14 protein-coding genes are annotated in these 16,941 nt (G+C 60.7%); 11 read left to right on the forward strand and 3 right to left on the reverse strand.

All coding sequences use genetic code 11. The features are described from left to right. Positions 1 to 834 (forward strand): ammonia-dependent NAD(+) synthetase, encoded by an 834-nt coding sequence (gene nadE, locus JZ00_RS21415; protein WP_039593208.1) that lies wholly within the window; start codon positions 1 to 3, stop codon positions 832 to 834. 40 nt (positions 835 to 874) lie between these two features. Further along, on the forward strand, positions 875 to 1,471 hold the full coding sequence (gene nudK, locus JZ00_RS21420) for a GDP-mannose pyrophosphatase NudK (protein WP_039593209.1): 597 nt from the start codon (positions 875 to 877) through the stop codon (positions 1,469 to 1,471). Between the two features lie 9 nt (positions 1,472 to 1,480). On the opposite strand, the gene ftrA is transcribed toward nudK, so the two are convergent. After that, the gene (gene ftrA / locus JZ00_RS21425) at positions 1,481 to 2,476 is read right to left on the reverse strand and encodes a transcriptional regulator FtrA (RefSeq protein WP_039593210.1); all 996 of its coding nucleotides are present in this window, start codon (positions 2,474 to 2,476) and stop codon (positions 1,481 to 1,483) included. Between the two features lie 354 nt (positions 2,477 to 2,830). On the opposite strand from ftrA, the gene JZ00_RS21430 reads away from it, so the two are divergent. The 5 genes from JZ00_RS21430 (at position 2,831) to JZ00_RS21450 (ending at position 7,685) form a co-directional block, all read left to right on the forward strand. Next, positions 2,831 to 4,054, forward strand: a complete 1,224-nt coding sequence (locus tag JZ00_RS21430; protein ID WP_232916949.1) for a cation:proton antiporter domain-containing protein — start codon at positions 2,831 to 2,833, stop codon at positions 4,052 to 4,054. Between the two features lie 32 nt (positions 4,055 to 4,086). Continuing rightward, positions 4,087 to 4,881: a HalD/BesD family halogenase gene (locus tag JZ00_RS21435; RefSeq protein ID WP_039593212.1), complete on the forward strand. Its 795-nt coding sequence runs from the start codon at positions 4,087 to 4,089 to the stop codon at positions 4,879 to 4,881. Positions 4,882 to 4,965: 84 nt separating this feature from the next. Further along, complete coding sequence (locus JZ00_RS21440; RefSeq protein ID WP_045154583.1) at positions 4,966 to 5,712, forward strand: iron-containing redox enzyme family protein; 747 nt, start codon at positions 4,966 to 4,968, stop codon at positions 5,710 to 5,712. Continuing rightward, positions 5,709 to 6,638 (forward strand): EamA family transporter RarD, encoded by a 930-nt coding sequence (gene rarD / locus JZ00_RS21445; protein WP_039593213.1) that lies wholly within the window; start codon positions 5,709 to 5,711, stop codon positions 6,636 to 6,638. The genes JZ00_RS21440 and rarD overlap by 4 nt, the downstream gene beginning before the upstream one ends. Before the next feature lie 57 nt (positions 6,639 to 6,695). Then, complete coding sequence (locus JZ00_RS21450; RefSeq protein ID WP_039593214.1) at positions 6,696 to 7,685, forward strand: aspartate-semialdehyde dehydrogenase; 990 nt, start codon at positions 6,696 to 6,698, stop codon at positions 7,683 to 7,685. Between the two features lie 61 nt (positions 7,686 to 7,746). On the opposite strand, the gene JZ00_RS21455 is transcribed toward JZ00_RS21450, so the two are convergent. Then, entirely contained in the window at positions 7,747 to 9,960 is a 2,214-nt protein-coding gene (locus JZ00_RS21455; protein WP_200900495.1) for an LTA synthase family protein, read from the reverse strand. A gap of 239 nt (positions 9,961 to 10,199) precedes the next feature. On the opposite strand from JZ00_RS21455, the gene JZ00_RS21460 reads away from it, so the two are divergent. From JZ00_RS21460 to JZ00_RS21475, 4 genes are all read left to right on the forward strand, one after another. Next, positions 10,200 to 11,102: a LysR family transcriptional regulator gene (locus JZ00_RS21460; protein ID WP_039593215.1), complete on the forward strand. Its 903-nt coding sequence runs from the start codon at positions 10,200 to 10,202 to the stop codon at positions 11,100 to 11,102. A gap of 126 nt (positions 11,103 to 11,228) precedes the next feature. Then, positions 11,229 to 11,855 (forward strand): glutathione S-transferase family protein, encoded by a 627-nt coding sequence (locus JZ00_RS21465; RefSeq protein ID WP_039593216.1) that lies wholly within the window; start codon positions 11,229 to 11,231, stop codon positions 11,853 to 11,855. Between the two features lie 100 nt (positions 11,856 to 11,955). Next, a complete protein-coding gene (locus JZ00_RS21470) occupies positions 11,956 to 13,149 on the forward strand; it encodes a DUF3142 domain-containing protein (RefSeq protein ID WP_039593217.1) in 1,194 nt (397 codons plus the stop codon). Further along, entirely contained in the window at positions 13,136 to 15,286 is a 2,151-nt protein-coding gene (locus JZ00_RS21475; RefSeq protein ID WP_039593218.1) for a hypothetical protein, read from the forward strand. The genes JZ00_RS21470 and JZ00_RS21475 overlap by 14 nt, the downstream gene beginning before the upstream one ends. 85 nt (positions 15,287 to 15,371) lie before the next feature. Here the strand turns inward: JZ00_RS21475 and lpdA are convergent, their stop codons facing one another. Further along, the gene (gene lpdA, locus JZ00_RS21480; protein ID WP_039593219.1) at positions 15,372 to 16,772 is read right to left on the reverse strand and encodes a dihydrolipoyl dehydrogenase; all 1,401 of its coding nucleotides are present in this window, start codon (positions 16,770 to 16,772) and stop codon (positions 15,372 to 15,374) included. Positions 16,773 to 16,941 lie beyond the last annotated feature (169 nt).

Consider the following 16,941-nt stretch of genomic DNA (forward strand, 5'->3'; position numbering starts at 1 on the left):
ATGACTTCGCTTGCGCAAGAACGCATCGCCCGGGAGCTGGGCATCGACCGTCAACTCAACCAGGGTGGCGAGGCCTTGGCGATTGCCCGCCGCATTGAATTCATCAAGCAGACCTTGCGTGAGTCGGGCTGCCAGTCCTTGGTGCTGGGGATCAGTGGCGGCGTCGACTCGCTTACCGCCGGTCGCCTGTGCCAATTGGCGATGGAGCAACTGCGAGAGGAAGGTTACGCAGCGCGATTTATTGCCGTCCGGCTGCCGTACAAGGCCCAGGCCGACGAACAGGATGCCCAGGCTTCCCTGGACTTCATCCGGCCGGACTTGATCACCACCAGCAACATCGCCGCGTGTGTTGACGGGCTGATGGACAGCATCGCCATCGATGGCTTGCAGCCCTCGGCCGAACTCATCGACTTTGCCAAAGGCAACGCCAAGGCCCGGGCGCGGATGGTGGCGCAATATGCCATTGCCAATCTGAGCAACGGATTGGTGGTGGGAACCGATCATGGGGCGGAAGCAGTGATGGGTTTCTTCACCAAGTTCGGCGACGGCGCGTGTGACTTGGCACCGCTGTCCGGGCTGACCAAGACCCAGGTGAGATGGTTGGCCGACGCGATGGGCGCCCCCGCGCATCTGGTGCGCAAGGCACCGACCGCCGATTTGGAAGACCTGGCGCCCGGTAAGTTGGATGAAGTGGCGTATGGCTGCAGCTACGAGGAGATCGATGCGTACCTGATGGGCGAAGAGGTGTCGCCGCAGGCGCAACAGATCATTGAACGCGCCTACCTCAAGACGGCCCACAAACGAGCGTTGCCCCGCGTGCCGGTATTGTTGTAATAGATTTCAATGGGACCTTTGGCCTCGAACGGAGTGGCAAATGACACAGGCAATCGGCATCAAGGATCGTGTACGCATCAAGCACGTCGAAGTGCTCTCGGATAATTGGTACATCCTGCGCAAGACGACCTATGACTATCTCGGCCGAAACGGCCAATGGCGCGAGCTGACGCGCGAAACCTACGACCGCGGCAACGGCGCCACCATCCTGCTGTACAGCAAGGCCAAGCAAACGGTGGTGTTGACTCGGCAATTCCGCTTCCCGGCCTTCGTCAATGGGCACGACGGCCTGCTGATCGAAACCTGCGCCGGCCTGCTGGACAACGACGACCCGCAGACCTGCATCCGCAAGGAAACCCAGGAAGAAACCGGCTATGTCGTCCAGGATGTGCGCAAGGTCTTCGAAGCGTTCATGAGCCCGGGATCGGTGACTGAGCGGATCCATTTCTTTGTCGGTGAATACTTCGATGAAGACAAGCAGCACGAAGGCGGGGGCCTTGAGGACGAGGGTGAAGAGATCGAAGTGTTGGAGCTGCCGCTCGACCAGGCACTGGGCATGATCGAGGCGGGGGAGATTTGTGACGGCAAGACCATCATGCTGTTGCAGTACGCCAAGCTGCATCGGTTGCTGGATTGACGACGGGCTTCAGCAGTTGGCGATCCAGGCAGCTTGTTTGCTGATCTCGCCGCTGCCGAACCTTTCACGATAGGCGGAGGGAGCCAGGCCCACTGCGTTGCGGAAGGCTGCTCGAAAGCTTTCCACTGACCGGTAGCCACAGGCTTGTGCGATCCCAGCGGTGTTCTGGTCCGTGCTTTCCAGCAGTTCCCTCGCACGGTTCAGCCGTTCCTGTTGCAGCCAGACTTTGGGTGGCAGCCCGGTGGTTTCAACGAAACGCCGCAAAAACGTGCGCTCGCTCATGGCCACGCGAGCGGCCATGTCGGCCACGCTCAACGGTTGATCGAGGTTTTCGCGAATCCATTGCAACACGCGCGTCAGTTCGTTGCGCGGCGACTTGCACACGGGAGCGACGATGAATTGCGATTGCCCGCCGGTTCGTTGTGGCGCCATGACCAGGCGCCGCGCCACCGAATTGGCGATGTGCGTGCCGAAATCCCGGGCGATCAGATGCAGGCAGGCGTCGATGCCGGCGGCGCTGCCGGCTGAGGTGATCAGCTGCCCCAGGTCGACGTAGAGCACGTTGGGGTCGACTTTGATGCTGGGGAACCGCTCGGCCAACTCTTGTGAGAATTGCCAATGGGTGGTCACGGTCTGGCCGTCGAGCAGCCCCGTTGCGGCGAGTACGAAGACCCCCGAGCAGATCGACAGCAAGCGTGCCCCGCGAGCGTGAGCTCGCCTGAGGGCTTGGAGCAATGCCTCGGGAGGCGGCTCATAGCGACTGCGCCAGCCGGGAACGATGATGGTCTGCGCGGTTTCAAGCGCTTCCAGGCCGGCATCGACGCGAATCTGCAGGCCACCCAACGCATGCATCGGGCCTTGGTCGACCGCGACGATGCGATGGGTGTACCAAGGCACGTCCAGTTCTGGGCGGGGCAGGCCGAAGATCTCCAGGGCGATACCAAACTCGAATACGCAAAGGCCCTCATAAACAAGGATTGCCACTGTTCCGGGATGAGCGTGCATTTGGCGTAAATTCACCGTTTATTGTCGTCTGCTGCACTGTAGCGGACGTTCCCATGTCCCTACAATCGCTGCCAGGCAATCAGGAAACCAAGACGGCTGCGCCCCACAAAGGTGACTGTCGCGTTACCGGTAACCCACCCCATCGCACCGGTAGAGGATTGTCACTTCCAGATTTATTCCTGCTTCTACAGAAGTTCGATGAGTTCGAGCTGCGCGAGTGTGCGCATCTGATTGAGTTCTGTTAAGGGCGCTGCCAACGGATATCGGCGGTGTCGAGGAGTTGTCAGTTGTACCCGGATTAACCTGGACGTTGTAAGGGAATGGAATATGTTGCTGATCCAGATATTGTTTGTGATGTTGTCAGCAAAACTCCTGGGGGCGGTATTCAATCGCTTGGGGCAGCCTCAGGTAGTTGGCGAAATGATAGCCGGTTTTGTGTTGGGGCCGGTTGTACTCGGTCAGCTATTTCCCACCTTTCATCAACAGTTATTTGACAGCACTGCCGTTACACAGCTGAAAGTATTGAGCGAGCTGGGCATCTTGTTGTTCATGTTCGTCATTGGTGCGGAGTTTCGGTTTCCTCTCAAGCAGAGCAAGACGGGCTTCAAGGCCATGGTCATCGGCGCGTTCAGCATCGTTATCCCTTTTTCTCTCGGCGCCGCGATGGCCCCTTGGCTGTTCGAGCACTTCGCCATGCCCGGGACCTCTCGGTTGGGTTTCGTCCTGTTCATCGGCACGGTGTTCTCCGTGACCGCTTTCCCGGTACTGGCGCGGATTCTCAAAGAGCGAGGCATGCTCGGTACACAAACCGGTGCGATTGCCTTGCTGGCCGCCGCCATGAGCGATGTGGTGGCGTGGATGCTGATAGCGGCCGTGGCCATGGTGAATGGCCAGGACGACAACTGGATGGCCCTGTTCTTGCGAGGCGCGTGCCTGTTGTCGCTGGTGGTCTTTTCCTTGCTGGTGCTCAAACCGTTGCTGGCCCGCTGGCTTGCCGCTGAAGGAAAACTCGCGCAACCCATGGTGCTGGTGGCGCTGCTGGCCGGTGTGATGATCTACGGCAGCCTGACCGACGCTCTGCAAGTACACGCTGTGTTCGGTGCTTTCCTGTTCGGCCTGTGCTTGCCCCGGGACCAGCGCTTGCTGGACATGATCATCGAACGGTTGGAACACGTGTCGCTGATCATATTGATGCCTTGTTTCTTTGCCCTCGCAGGCTTGAGCACCACGTCTTCGGCTTTCTCGGGCCTTGGCGTCTGGGTGTTGCTGGTGATCCTGCTGGTGGCTGTCACCGGCAAAGTGGCCGGTAGCGCCCTGGGCGCAAGGCTGGTGGGATGCTCCTGGTCCAATTCCCTGACCGTCGGGGCCCTGATGAATACCCGCGGGCTGATGGAACTGGTCGTGCTCAAGATCGGCCTGGACATGGGCATTATCGGCAGCGAGCTGTTTACCGCCCTGGTGGTGATGACCATCGTCACCACGCTGATGACCGGCCCGCTGATGAATCTGCATAACAAGAAAGTCATCCCCACAGGCACTCCGTTAATCGCGCGAGTGTCGCCCCCCACGGATTTGTAACACCGACCGATAACAATGGAATGGAGCGATAAATGAGCGAACAAACATCCAGCTTGGTCATCGAAGTAATGGAGCAACAACTGGCCAAGCACTTCCAGGCTATTTTGCAAGATGAAAACCGGATGAAGCAGATTCGTAATGAATTTCGCCGCGACGGTTATTTCAACTTCAAGAACTTTTCCTTCCTGCCAAAAAGGATTCTGGAAAACGTTCACAGCGAAGTTCATGCGCTGTTGGATGAATATTCGGTACGTCGCGATGTTACTGTTCCGTCCACCGGTAATACTTACCGCAAGATGTACAACGTCAACCAACCTGAGATTGCCGAAGGCGGGACGTTCATTCCGGCGCTCTACCAATCCGAGTCGCTGCGTAATTTTCTCGGCAACATCGCTGGCGATGACCTGGCGTCCTGCTGGGAGCAAGAGCAATACCTGATCACCAAGCTGAGCCATCCGGGCGATACCCACGGCTGGCATTGGGGCGATTACCCCTACACCATGATCTGGATCATCGAAGCGCCCGAGGACCCTGCGATCGGCGGCGTGCTGCAATGCGTGCCTCACAGCGAGTGGGACAAGCAGAACCCGCAGATCTGGCAGTACATCCTCAACAACCCGATCAAGTCCTACCACCACCTGAAGGGCGATGTGTATTTCCTCAAGTCCGATACCACGTTGCACCACGTCGTGCCGATCCAGCAGGAAACCACTCGGATCATCCTCAATACCTGCTGGGCCAGCGCCCATGACCGGCGAACCGACGTTGCCCACGAAAGCATCGAAGTGATCTGGGACACCAAGGCCCGGTCTGCCGAAGAAGCCTGACGGCAAATCGGCCGGGCGGATGGCTGTCCGCCCGGCTTCATATTTGAAAATCAACGTTGCCCCCGGGGCTCAAGGAAGCAGGCCATGTCCATTACCCAAGAAACCTTTCAATCCGAAACCGCTTACGTCGTGCGCAACGAAGGTGTCGACCTGGAACTCCAGTCGTTCATGGATGAGCAGATCGACTACATCCTCAAGCATCGGGCGACCGAACACCCATTTCTCAACGCCTACGCCGAGCACGGCCTGCCGCCGGAGCAAAGCAAGGTGCTGTACTTGGAAACCCTGCATTACTTCAAGTATCTGCCGTTCTATGTCTGTGGCATTTCCACCATTACCCGTGACGAGGCGGTGTTGCGCACCATCGCGTTCAACGCCCGTGACGAGCTGGGCGAAACCCATTCTCACTCCGACCTGTATCGCAAGTTCCTGCACGACAAGGGCATCAGCGAAGAGCAGATCGAAGCCTACAAATGTCTGCCGAGCACCCAGGCATTGAATGATGGTATCTGCGCGCTCTACAGCAAGCCGCCGCTGCAAAAAGCCCTGGGCGGCCTGTTCGCCGACGAGGCGATGTCGGCCTCGATGGTTTCCAAATACAACGATGGCCTCATCAAGGAAGGCGTCGGCGAACGTGGACGGTTCTTCTGGACGCTGCACATGGAAGTCGAAGTCGGGCATTCCAACGCCGTGTTCAATGTCATGGAAAAACACCTGCAAACGCCGCAAGAGCGCCGTCTGTTCGCCGAAGGCATCGAACAGTACCTGCACCTGATGGAAGTGTACTGGGACGGTATCGAGCGCAAACTCAACGCTGGAGGACGTCAATGACCGCCAAGAATGAATCCGGACAAGGCGTGGCCTTCGGGCTCGGCGCCACGCTGCTCTGGGGCTCGTACCCTCTCTGGTACAAGCCCCTCGCAGGGCTCGATGCCTACCATCTGCTGTCCTGGCGCGTCGTCTTTGCCGAGCTGTTTCTCCTGGCGCTGGTGTTGTTGACCGCCCGGGTAGGAACGTTGCGTTCTACGCTCAAGACGGTTCGCCCGGTGAACGTGCTGACGGTGTCGGCGGTCCTCGGGCTGTGGTGGCTGATGTACATCTACGGGATCATGACCGGACGCGTGTTGGAGGTGGCTTTCGGCTATTTCCTCAGCCCCATCATGAGCATGGTGGTCTCGCGGGTCATCTTCAAGGAGCGCCTCACGTCATTGCAGACCTGGGCGATATTCCTGGCCGTCACCGGTGTGACGTTGATGGCATTCGAGTTGCTGAACCTGCATTCATTCCCATGGATCGCACTGGTCATCGGCTTCTGCTATTCCTTCTATGGCATCTTCAAGAAAAAGGTCCCCGGCGATCCGGTGGTCATCCAGACCTTGGAAATTGCCGTACTGCTGCCATTTGCGGCGCTGTTCCTGGTGCTGGCCCAAGCCCAGGGCGTAGGGCATCAGTTCCTGCAATCGGGTACCCGCGACCTGTTGCTGATCGCGACGGGCCTGATCACGGTGCTGCCGTTGTGGTGGTACAGTCTGGCGGCCAAGCAGTTGTCGATGATCACGCTGGGCTTCTTGCAATTTGTCCCGCCAATTTGCAATTTCCTGTTGGCGGCGTTCGTTTACGGTGAACCGGTCTCGTCGTTGAAACTGGCGGCGTTCTCGTTCATCTGGCTGGCGCTTGCGTTGTTCACGTTGAATTCAATTCGGGTCCAGCGTGCAGCGGCAGCCGCCAGGTTGTCCGTGCAAATGCGTACGGCATGACATACCCGCCCGCGCCGCCTGCAGGCGGCGCGGGTAATTCAGGATAAGGGAATCGAAATGAAGAAAGTCGCCGTGGTGGGTTGCACCGGTGCAGTGGGCATGACCATGCTGCAATTGCTTGAAGACACCGACTACGAAGTGGTCTGCATGGCCTCTGAGCGTTCGGCCGGCAAGCGCTTGAAGGCTGGTAACACCGAGCACCTGATCGAGCCGTTTTCGGTCGAAGGCTGCGCTTCGTGCGATATCGTCTTCCTGTGCGTTTCCGGATCGTTTGCCTTGGAATATGGCGAGCGCCTGGCTGAAACCTCATACGTTATCGATAACTCATCGGCTTTCCGTTATCACCCGGACATTCCGCTTCTGGTACCGCCGATCAATGGTCAGCGCTACAAGGGCGAAAAACTGATCGCCAACCCCAACTGCTCCTCGGCCATTGCGCTGATGGTGCTTGGGCCGCTGCACGACACCTTCGGGCTCGAAAGCGCGATCATTTCCACCTATCAGGCCGCCAGTGGCGCGGGGCAGCCCGCCATGCTGGAGCTGCGGGAAAAGGCCAAGGCGTTCGGCGATTATGGTGATGAAGACGGCAGCGAGAACTTTGCCCATAACCTGGCGTTCAACGTCATTCCCCAAGTCGATTCGTTCGAAGACAACGGTTACACCCGCGAAGAGATGAAAGTGGTCTGGGAGTTGCGCAAGGTCCTGGGCGAACCGGAGCTGGCCATCAGCACCACGGCGGTGCGGGTGCCGACCCTGCGTTCTCACGCCGAGAGCCTGAGTCTGCGATTCAGGAAACCGGTCCAGTCGCTGGCCCAGGTGCGCGAACTGCTTGCCGCGGCGCCGGGCGTCGAAGTGGTGGACGAACCCAAGCAGGGCGTTTATCCGATGCCCATGACGTCGACGTACAAACATGCGGTCGAGGTTGGCCGGATTCGCTACAACCTGATCTACGGCGAGAACGGACTGGACCTGTTTATCAGCGGCGACCAATTGCTGCGTGGGGCGGCGTTGAACGCCTTCGAAATCATGCAGTTGGTCAGCGATTGATCGAACCAGGCATCGAGTGAACCAAACGCGCAACCGCCCCAGCGGCTGCGCGTTTTTGCTTTCAGCTGGACTGCGCCTCGCTGTCGTCCTGCATGTCATCCAGGTATTCCGGCTGGTCCGATTGGTCGGGCAATTCGGTGACGACGCTGAAGTCGCTGATTTCGATTGCGCCAGCCCCATGGCCCAGCAAGTGGAAAGAGAACGCCTTGCGCGGTTGCGGATTATCGAAATGGATGTCCATCACCAGCGGTTGGTCGCTAGTCACCGCCACATCGGTGGGCAAGTCCATTGGCACGTCTTGTTCGAATTCCTTGGCCTTGAGGGAAATGTACGCAGCGTGGCCTTTATCCACGGCGCGAATGGTCAGGCTTACGCGTGTGCGGGTGCCCTTGGGCATCTCCAGATATTGGGCGCCGATCAGGTTGTCGGTCCAATCGTTGGAGACGTGGGCGGGCAACGGGATTTTTTCATTGCTGCCGAATTGGTAATGCTGGTTAAGGGGCGTTGCCAGCAACGTTTGGTCCAAGGCAGTGGCCCGTGCGGCAATCAGCCGGGCCCGTTGACCACCGTATTGCCCGGCGTAAGTGGCACGGTCGGCGATGAAGCCCTCGCTCTTGTAGTCACGGCAACGTTGCAGGAAATCGCATTCGGTGAAGGTGCCCTTGCCATCGTGATAACGCAGCTTGCCGTTGGTGAACGACATGATTTCCCGACCTGTCTCGTAATGCCTGAACATCGAGCGGCCGGACAGTGAAATCGGTATCTCGAAACCAAAGTAATCGAGCACCGAAGCGGTCAGGTCGACATGGCCATGCACCCCTTGCTTGATCGTCGGCAACGGCTCCGGCGCCAGCGTCAGGTTGAACCCCCAGGACGACGCCAGGCGCACGTCATCGATGCCATGGGATTCATCCGAGGTGATGACCACCAAGGTGTTTTCCAGGATGCCCTGGCGTTCGAGGCCCGCGAGGAAGTTGTCCAGCGCGTCGTCCAGGTAGCCCACGGCGGCCTGCTTGGCGGTGTCGTAGCGCTCCAGGTAATCGTCCGGGGCCGAGTAGGGTTGGTGCGTGCCGACGGTCAGCAGGGTGAGCATCCATGGCTTGTCCGTCTGTTGCAGTTGCCCGACATAGTCCAGCGCGCCTTCGAAAAAAGTCTTGTCATCCTTGCCCCAGGGAAACTCCAGATAAGCCGGTCGAGTGAACCACTCCATGCCCAACGTCGTGTCGAAGCCGATGTGCGGCATGATCCGGTCCTTGGCCATGAACCGCAGCCCGGCGCCTTGCAGGAAATGAGTCGAGAACCCGTTCTTGCGCAACTGGGCGGGCAGGCAGGCCTGGTTGCGCTGGGTCTGGTTCAGCATCTCGACGCCCTTGGGCGTGCCATCGTCGAGTTTGTCGTAGTCACCGCACAGCATTGCGTACAGGCCACGGATGGTCTGGTGGCTGTGCAACACGTAGTTGGGCGTATTCATTCCACGTTCGGCCCAGCTACTGAGGCGCGGCATCAGCTTTTCCTGGTAACGGCTTTGCAAAGCCTGGCGGTTGGTCTCCAGGTAGGCGCCGGGAATGCCTTCCAGGGTGATGATCAGGACATTGCGCGCACGGCCCGGCGCGGCGAGCAGCTTTTGCCCTTCCAGATCCAGGCGCGTCAACCCTTCCATGGGCGGAGCCGGTTCCGGCGTGTCGCCTGCCAGCCATTGTTCGAGGTGCTCTTGCCCGGCGGCGACGCTGGCGGTCATGAGCTGGTGGGGCAGGTTGAACAGGTCCCACTGGTCTGCCTCGCTGGGGCGCCAGCTTTGTATGCTGCCATGCACCAGCAAAAGCGCTACGGGCATGGCCCAGGCATGACGTGGCAGGGGCGGCGGCTGGCGGCTTCGATTAGCCCATTGGATGGCTAGGCAGAACGCCAGTGCTGCCAGTGTGGCGGCGGCGCCCCAAGGATGAGCGAAGCCGCCGCTGCTGGAGTTCTCGACGAACTGCGGGTCGATCAGGTACTGGATGTCCGCAGGGGTTGGCATCCGTCCTACTGCGCTGACCAGTTCGATGCTGGCGAGCGTCAGTGCACACCACGCCAGCAATACAGGTAACGCGAGCCACCAGGGACGACGATAGAGCACCATCATCAACAAGGTGCCGATGGCAATATCCGACAGATACCCCAGCGGGTCGGACCAGCCCAGTGCGAGGCGCAGCCCCATGGGGATCAGCAGCACGCAGCCGGCCAGGGCGGCGAGGGTCGCGCGTGGATGGGTCAAGGTTCGGTGGACAATATTCACGGAAAACGGCCTTTCGGTTTTAACCAAACCATCGAAAAACACTGGCCTCTTGCCAGCGAGCCTGTGCTTGGTCATTAAACGGTCACAAAACTGTGCGGGATGGTACCAAGCCCAGCCGCCATTATTGGCCACGATCTGGCGGCCGGCTGCGGTTCGCCGCTCAACGCCTCTACAATGGCGCCACGGCGCGGCTTTCGGCGTGCACAAAACTTGTATCAGGATTTCTCATCGGAGGATGGATGGACAGGTTCCAGGAAATGCAGGTGTTTGTTGCCGTGGCCCAGGAGTCGGGATTTTCATCGGCTGCGCGACGCCTGGGGCTGTCGGCGGCCAGCGTGACGCGCGCAGTGGCGGCGCTGGAGCAACGCATCGGTACGCCGTTGTTGGTGCGTACCACGCGCAACGTCTACCTGAGTGAAGCAGGCCAGCGCTTTCTCGAGGACAGTCGCCGGATCCTCGGTGATCTTCAGGAAGCCGAGGATTCGGCCGCGGGCAGTCACGCCCAACCGCGTGGGCAACTGACCATCACCGCGCCCGTGCTGTTCGGACAACTGTTTGTCACGCCGGTGTTGGTGGACTTCCTGGAGCGCTATGGCGAGGTCTGCGTCAACGCCTTGCTGCTGGATCGCACCGTCAGCATGGTGGAGGAGGGAATCGACGTTGCCGTGCGCATCGGCGAGTTGCCCGACAGCAGCCTGCACGCCGTACGTGTCGGCGAGGTGCGGCGAGTGGTGTGTGGCTCGCCGGATTTCTTTGCCCGCCACGGTCGGCCGCAGCACCCGCAGGACCTTGAGCGAATGCCTGTGGTGTCGTCATCAGCAATCGGCCAGGTCAAGCATTGGACCTTCGTCGAGGCAGGCCAGCCATTGTCCGTCCGCCCCTCACCGCGGCTGGTGGTGACAGCCAACCAGGCCGCCATCACCGCGGCGTGCCAAGGCTTGGGGATGACGCGAGTGCTGTCCTACCAAGTGGCCGGCAACCTTGCAGCCGGTGAGTTGGAAGTCGTCCTGGCGGATTTCGAACTGCCGCGGCTGCCGATCCATGTCGTTTATCAAGGCGGGCGCAATGCGCCGGCGCGGGTTCGCAGTTTTGTCGACTTCTTGGTCAGTGCGTTGCGAGAACACCCAGCCTGGAAAGGCTGATGCATTGTTTCGCCAGCGGAAATAATGGATTGCGCCTACAGGTGATTCTATAGATCCGGGCTTGAGCAGAAGATGACGCCATCGACGCCGTCCTACCGATGGCGTCCTCTCTCAGCGGAGTCGACCATGAACCCGATCAAGCTATATCACTTCCCACTCTCGGGCCACGCCCACCGTGTCCAGCTGATGCTCTCGTTGCTCGATTTGCCTGTAGAGATAAGCTTTGTCGATCTGGCCAAGGGGGCGCACAAACAAGCGGATTTCCTGGCAATCAACCCGTTCGGCCAAGTGCCGGTCATCGACGACAATGGTGTGGTGCTGGCTGACTCCAACGCGATCCTGGTGTACCTGGCAGCCAAATACGGCCAGGGACGTTGGCTGCCAACGGATCCGGTCGGCGCCGCTCACGTCCAGCGCTGGCTGTCGGTAGCCGCCGGACCATTGCATGCCGGCCCGGCTACGGCGCGGCTGATCACGGTGTTCGGTGCCTCTGCCAACGCCGAAGAGGTGATCGCCCGTTCCCACAGTCTGCTCAAGGTCATTGACCAAGCGCTGGGCAACAGCGCTTATCTGGTGGGTGACACCCCGACCATTGCCGACATCGCGGGCTATAGCTACATCGCCCATGCGCCGGAAGGCAATGTTTCGCTGCAGGACTATGCCCATGTGCGCGCATGGCTGGCGCGGATCGAAGCCCTGCCTGGTTTCGTCGGGATGCCGCGTACGGCTGCGGGTTTGCAGACAGAAGTCTGAGCTTCAGGCCGGTCATGGCGGGGGACAACACCCCCGCCAGCGGTTTGTGTAAAAACCTGGAAGCGTTAATCTGCCAGCCTTTCTTGGTTGGCTGCGTTTCATGAACTTTATCCACAGGCTATCGCTGGCCGTTGCCGCGTTGTTTCTGAGCGGCTGCGACCAGCCCGCGCCTACCGTTCTCGACCAACAGCTCTATGTCTGGCAACGCCAGTGGACGCCGGCCCACGAAGGGGCTTTGCGTGAGAGCCGCCGCGATTTTTCCAGCCTGCGGGTGTTGGCGCTGCAGGCGTTTCCCGGAGCAGGTTGGAGCCGGGCGCGTATCGATCCGGCGTTGCTCAAGGCTGATGGCCGACCGCTGGTGGCGGTGGTTCGCCTGGACGGCCAGCTCAAATCCCTGGACCAGGACGAGGTGATCGCACAGATCCAGCAGATGCTGGGCGACTGGCAGGCCCTGGGCCTGGCGCCGTTGGGCGTCGAGATCGATCACGATGCGGGTAATGCCCGGCTACCGGCCTACCGGACCTTTCTCGCCCGGTTGCGACAAGTCTTGCCAACCACGCTCCAGCTCAGCATCACGGCGCTGCCGGCCTGGCTCGACAGCCCCGAGTTGCCTGGCTTGTTGGCGACGGTAGACAGCAGCGTCCTGCAGGTCCATGCCGTCAGTGATCCCCGACAAGGGCTGTTCGATCCGGAGCAGGCCAGACGTTGGGCCGAACGCTGGGGCGACGTCACCACGCGGCCGTTCTACTTGGCTTTGCCGGCCTACGGCGTGGCGCTGCTGACCCCGGAAAACGGTGCGCCTGTGGTGGAAAGCGAAGTGCCCATCGACCGGGGCGGCGAACGTCGGGAGCTGCTGGCCGATCCGCAACAGGTCGCCGGCCTGACCGCGAAGCTGCGCGCCGACCCGCCTGTGCACCTTGCCGGGATCATCTGGTTTCGCCTGCCGCTGGCGGGCGATCGACGGGCATGGAGCCTGACCACCCTCGGCGCGGTGGCCCGTGGCGACAGGCTCGACAGCCGGATGCGATTGCACGTTGAGGAGCGGGGCGGCCTTTACGATATCCGCCTGGTGAACCAGGGCAATCTCGACAGCCCTTGGCCCCAGCGGCTCACGCTGGCGGTAGGCGCGTGTGACGGGGTCGATGCCCTGGCGGGTTATACGTTGCAACAAACCCCCGGAGTGCTTACCTTCACGCGCATTAAGGAAGGCCGCCTGGCTGCCGGTGCCCAACGGGCGATCGGTTGGGCGCGCTGTACAAAAATCGACCAAGGAGGATTCAATGTCTACCCGTAAGTGGCCTCGTCGCCTGCTATGCCTGAGCCTCGGTCTACCCCTGGGCCAGGCGCTGGCCTGCGGGCCGGAGTTCCCGATGCGCCTGCTGGATAACCGGGCCCAATCCTTGGCGGAGTTGCCCGAAGGTAGCTTTCGTTTCGAGGTCAGCCGTCTCGGCCAAGCCATTGCGGGGTTGAAGCCGACCACGGATGCGACGCGCAATCCGGATTACAGTTATGACGATGTCGCTTCCTACGTAGAGCAACGCAACAAAGCCGAACAGCTTGGCCTGACGCCACCGCAACAAGCCGTGATCGAGCGGCTGCGGGCGCTGGGTGATGTCGAGCAGGTCGCCAGCGACGCGGCGAACCTGCCCGCCGAGCTGCGCTTGTACGCGGTGGGCGCGGCGGCTTTCAACGCGGGCGATCACCAGCGCGCCGTCGAATCATTCCAGCAATTGCTGGCATTGCCAGCCGAGGAACGCCGCCTGCGTAGCACTTGGGCGGCCTATTCACTGGGCCGTGCGTTGTTCGCCATGGCCACCGAAGCCGGCCGTGGGGAACCGGCGGTCTTGCAGGATCAGGCGCGCCAAGCCTTCCGCCAGGCCCGAGAGCTGAGTATCGCCGGCTTCAGCGACCCACTGGAATTGGGCGTTGCCAGTCTCGGCGAAGAAGCCAGGGTGGCCTACACCGCCGACGACTGGAACAGTGCCATCGAACTGTACGCGACCCAGAACCTGCAAGGATCCCCAGTCGGCTACAGTTCGTTGCTGCAATTGGCGAGCAACCTCAGATTGGAGTCGGATGGACGCCTTAAAGAGCTGCTCAAGGCCAAGGCCGTCCAACGCCTGGCGACGGCGTACCTGCTCAGCCGCGTCGGCTGGTGGGACGGTGAGGAGCCTTCGGGCGAGAAAGAACTCGTCAAGTTGCTGCAGGCCAACGCCCAAGGCAACCTGGAGGATGCGGACCGCTTGGCAGCGGTCAGTTATCAACACGGTGATTACAGCGGCGCCAAGGCCTTCGTCGATAAAGCCGCGGACACTGGGTTGGCCTGGTGGGTACGCGCCAAACTGGCCCTGCGCGACGGCGACAAGACTGCTGCGGCGGCGGCTTATGCCAAGGCCGCCCAGGCATTTCCAAAAGAGGAATCCTGGGGTGATCGACGCACGCCGGACTGGGACTACGAAACGGTTCAACCCAAGTGCCGGGTCGAAGGCGAAAGTGCAATCCTTGCATTGCAGCGCGGCGACTACCTGCAAGCGTTCGATCAGCTTTATCGTGGCGGCAACAATTATTGGTACGACGCCGCGACAGTCGCCGAGCGCGTGCTGACGGTCGATGAGCTCAAGCAATACGTCGACGCCCAGGTTCCGGCGCCGCCGCCGTTGAGCCAGGAAGATCGGAACAATTACGTACCGTTGTCGGTGGCCGCGAATCTACGCAACCTGCTGGGTCGTCGCTTGTTGCGCGAAGGGCGCTACGAGGAAGCGCCGGCATATTTCGATAATCCCGAACTCCAGGCCAAGGCCCGTAGTTACGGCGAACTGCGCCAGGATGCCGAATCGAAATGGTGGCCGACGAGGCGGGCCGAGGCATATTTCAATGCGTCGGTTGTTGCCCGCAGATCCGGGATGCAATTGCTGGGTTACGAGATGGCGCCCGACTACGCGAGCCTGGAAGGTAACTACAGCTTTGAACCGGTGGAGCTGAAGGTCGGTCCGCTGGTGTCCGACGCTGAAGTTCAACGGCAACAGGCCAGCGCCGCTCAACCGGACATGCGTTATCACTACCGTTTTGTCGCCACGGCGCTGGCAAGCCAGGCAGCCGATCACCTGCCGCACACCAGCCAGGCGTTCGCCGCAGTGCTGTGCAAAGCGGTGGGGTACAACTCGAGCCTTGCAGAGCAAAGCGCGTTGTATCAGCGTTATGTGAAAGAGGGGCCTTACGTGGAATGGGCATGGGACTTTGGCCATCAGTGCCCGGAACCGGCCTTCGACCAGGCCAGCAAGCGCTACGTGACCCAAGCCGTGGCGCCCGTACGCTCGGCGTTGCGGCCGTTCAAGATCTGGTTGCAAATCGGTGGGGCGGTATTGGTGGTTGCTGTTGCGCTGGCATTGATCAGCCGTCGCAAGCGCAAGGCTCGGGTGGCGTCGAGCTGATTAAGAAGCGAACTTGCTAGCGATGAGGCCGGGTCAGTCTGACGCCATCGCGAGCCAGCTCGCTCGCCACCAGGGGAGTGCGGCGCTACATTTGCGTCGCCATCCCCTCCACGTTCATGGCCGCCTGGCGCAATGCCTCCGAGCGGGTAGGATGGGGATGACAGATCAGGGCGATGTCCTCTGCCGACGCGCCGAATTCCATCGCTACGCAGTATTCGCCAATCATCTCGCTGACGCTCGGGCCCACCAGGTGCACGCCGAGGACTTCGTCGGTGTGCTCATCGGCCAACACTTTGGCGAAGCCCTCTGTTTCATGGTTGATCTTCGCCCGGCTATTGGCCGTGAACGGGAATTTGCCCACCTTGTAGGTGCGGCCAGCGGCCTTGAGCTGCTCTTCGGTCTGGCCGACGCTGGCCAGTTCCGGCCGGGTGTAGATGACGTTGGGGATCAGGTTGTAATTGACCTCGCCGGCCTTGCCGACAATTTGTTCGATACAGGCCATGGCCTCATCTTCAGCCTTGTGGGCGAGCATCGGCCCGGACGTGACATCGCCGATCACCCAGACACCGGGCGCTTCGGTGCGGTGGCGTTTGTTGGCGAGCATGCCGCGCGGATCGGTCGTCAACCCGACGTTCTCCAGCCCCAGGCCCTTGGTATAAGGTCGGCGGCCGATGGCGACCAGCACGTAGTCGGCTTCTAGGGTCTGTGCGTCGCCACCTGTCGCGGATTCGACCTGCAACTGCACGCCACTTGCCGAGGATGTGGCGCCAGTGACCTTGGCACTCAACTTGAACTCGATGCCCTGTTTTGCCAGGGCCCGCTGCAAGGTCTTGCCGGCATCCGCGTCCACGCCCGGGCAAATGCGGTCGAGGTATTCCACCACGGTCACCTCGGCACCCAGGCGCCGCCAGACTGAGCCCAACTCCAGGCCAATGACGCCCGCGCCGATGACCACCAGATGACGGGGCACTTCGCCGAGGGACAGTGCGCCGGTGGAATCGAGGATGCGTTGGTTATCAATTTCGACACCTGGCAGTGGCGTGGGCTCGGAGCCGGTAGCAATGATGATGTCCTTGGCGTTCAGTTCAACCTGCGTGCCGTCTTCGCGGGTAACGGTCACCTTGCCGGGGCCGTCGATGTGACCCCAACCTTTGATCCAGTCGACTTTGTTCTTGCGAAACAGAAACTCGATGCCCTTGGTCAGGCCCGCGACGCTTTCGTCCTTCTGCTTCATCATCTGCACGAGGTCCAAGGTGGGGGTGACGTTGATGCCCAGATTGGCAAATTCTGCGCCCTTGGCCGCTTCGTACAGCTCGGAAGCGTGAAGCAGGGCCTTGGACGGCATGCAACCAACGTTCAGGCAGGTGCCGCCGAGTGTGGCGCGGCCCTCGATGCAGGCGGCTTTCAGGCCCAATTGGCCGGCTCGAATCGCCGCGTTATAGCCGCCGGGACCTGCGCCCAGAATGATCACGTCGTAGTTGCTCATCACTGTTCTCCCGCCTGGGTGGTTAAAAAATTATGCACGTAATATGGGCGCTTCCAGAGACGTCGGTCAAGGCCTGCGGGTCAGGCCTTGCATGAAAAATACAAAACGGAAATTTCACAGGGGCCGTTATAAGGTAACGGCCTAGCGGAGCGGTGGCGGCGTTTATCCA

The organism is Pseudomonas frederiksbergensis, assembly GCF_000802155.2.
In the GTDB taxonomy this organism is placed as follows: Bacteria; Pseudomonadota; Gammaproteobacteria; order Pseudomonadales; family Pseudomonadaceae; genus Aquipseudomonas; species Aquipseudomonas frederiksbergensis_A.

Coding starts and splice junctions, on each gene's coding strand:
- nadE (WP_039593208.1), top strand. CDS start 1: ATGACTTCGCTTGCGCAAGAACGCATCGCCCGGGAGCTGGGCATCGAC.
- nudK (WP_039593209.1), top strand. CDS start 875: ATGACACAGGCAATCGGCATCAAGGATCGTGTACGCATCAAGCACGTC.
- ftrA (WP_039593210.1), bottom strand. CDS start 2,476: ATGCACGCTCATCCCGGAACAGTGGCAATCCTTGTTTATGAGGGCCTT.
- JZ00_RS21430 (WP_232916949.1), top strand. CDS start 2,831: ATGTTGTCAGCAAAACTCCTGGGGGCGGTATTCAATCGCTTGGGGCAG.
- JZ00_RS21435 (WP_039593212.1), top strand. CDS start 4,087: ATGAGCGAACAAACATCCAGCTTGGTCATCGAAGTAATGGAGCAACAA.
- JZ00_RS21440 (WP_045154583.1), top strand. CDS start 4,966: ATGTCCATTACCCAAGAAACCTTTCAATCCGAAACCGCTTACGTCGTG.
- rarD (WP_039593213.1), top strand. CDS start 5,709: ATGACCGCCAAGAATGAATCCGGACAAGGCGTGGCCTTCGGGCTCGGC.
- JZ00_RS21450 (WP_039593214.1), top strand. CDS start 6,696: ATGAAGAAAGTCGCCGTGGTGGGTTGCACCGGTGCAGTGGGCATGACC.
- JZ00_RS21460 (WP_039593215.1), top strand. CDS start 10,200: ATGGACAGGTTCCAGGAAATGCAGGTGTTTGTTGCCGTGGCCCAGGAG.
- JZ00_RS21465 (WP_039593216.1), top strand. CDS start 11,229: ATGAACCCGATCAAGCTATATCACTTCCCACTCTCGGGCCACGCCCAC.
- JZ00_RS21470 (WP_039593217.1), top strand. CDS start 11,956: ATGAACTTTATCCACAGGCTATCGCTGGCCGTTGCCGCGTTGTTTCTG.
- JZ00_RS21475 (WP_039593218.1), top strand. CDS start 13,136: ATGTCTACCCGTAAGTGGCCTCGTCGCCTGCTATGCCTGAGCCTCGGT.
- lpdA (WP_039593219.1), bottom strand. CDS start 16,772: ATGAGCAACTACGACGTGATCATTCTGGGCGCAGGTCCCGGCGGCTAT.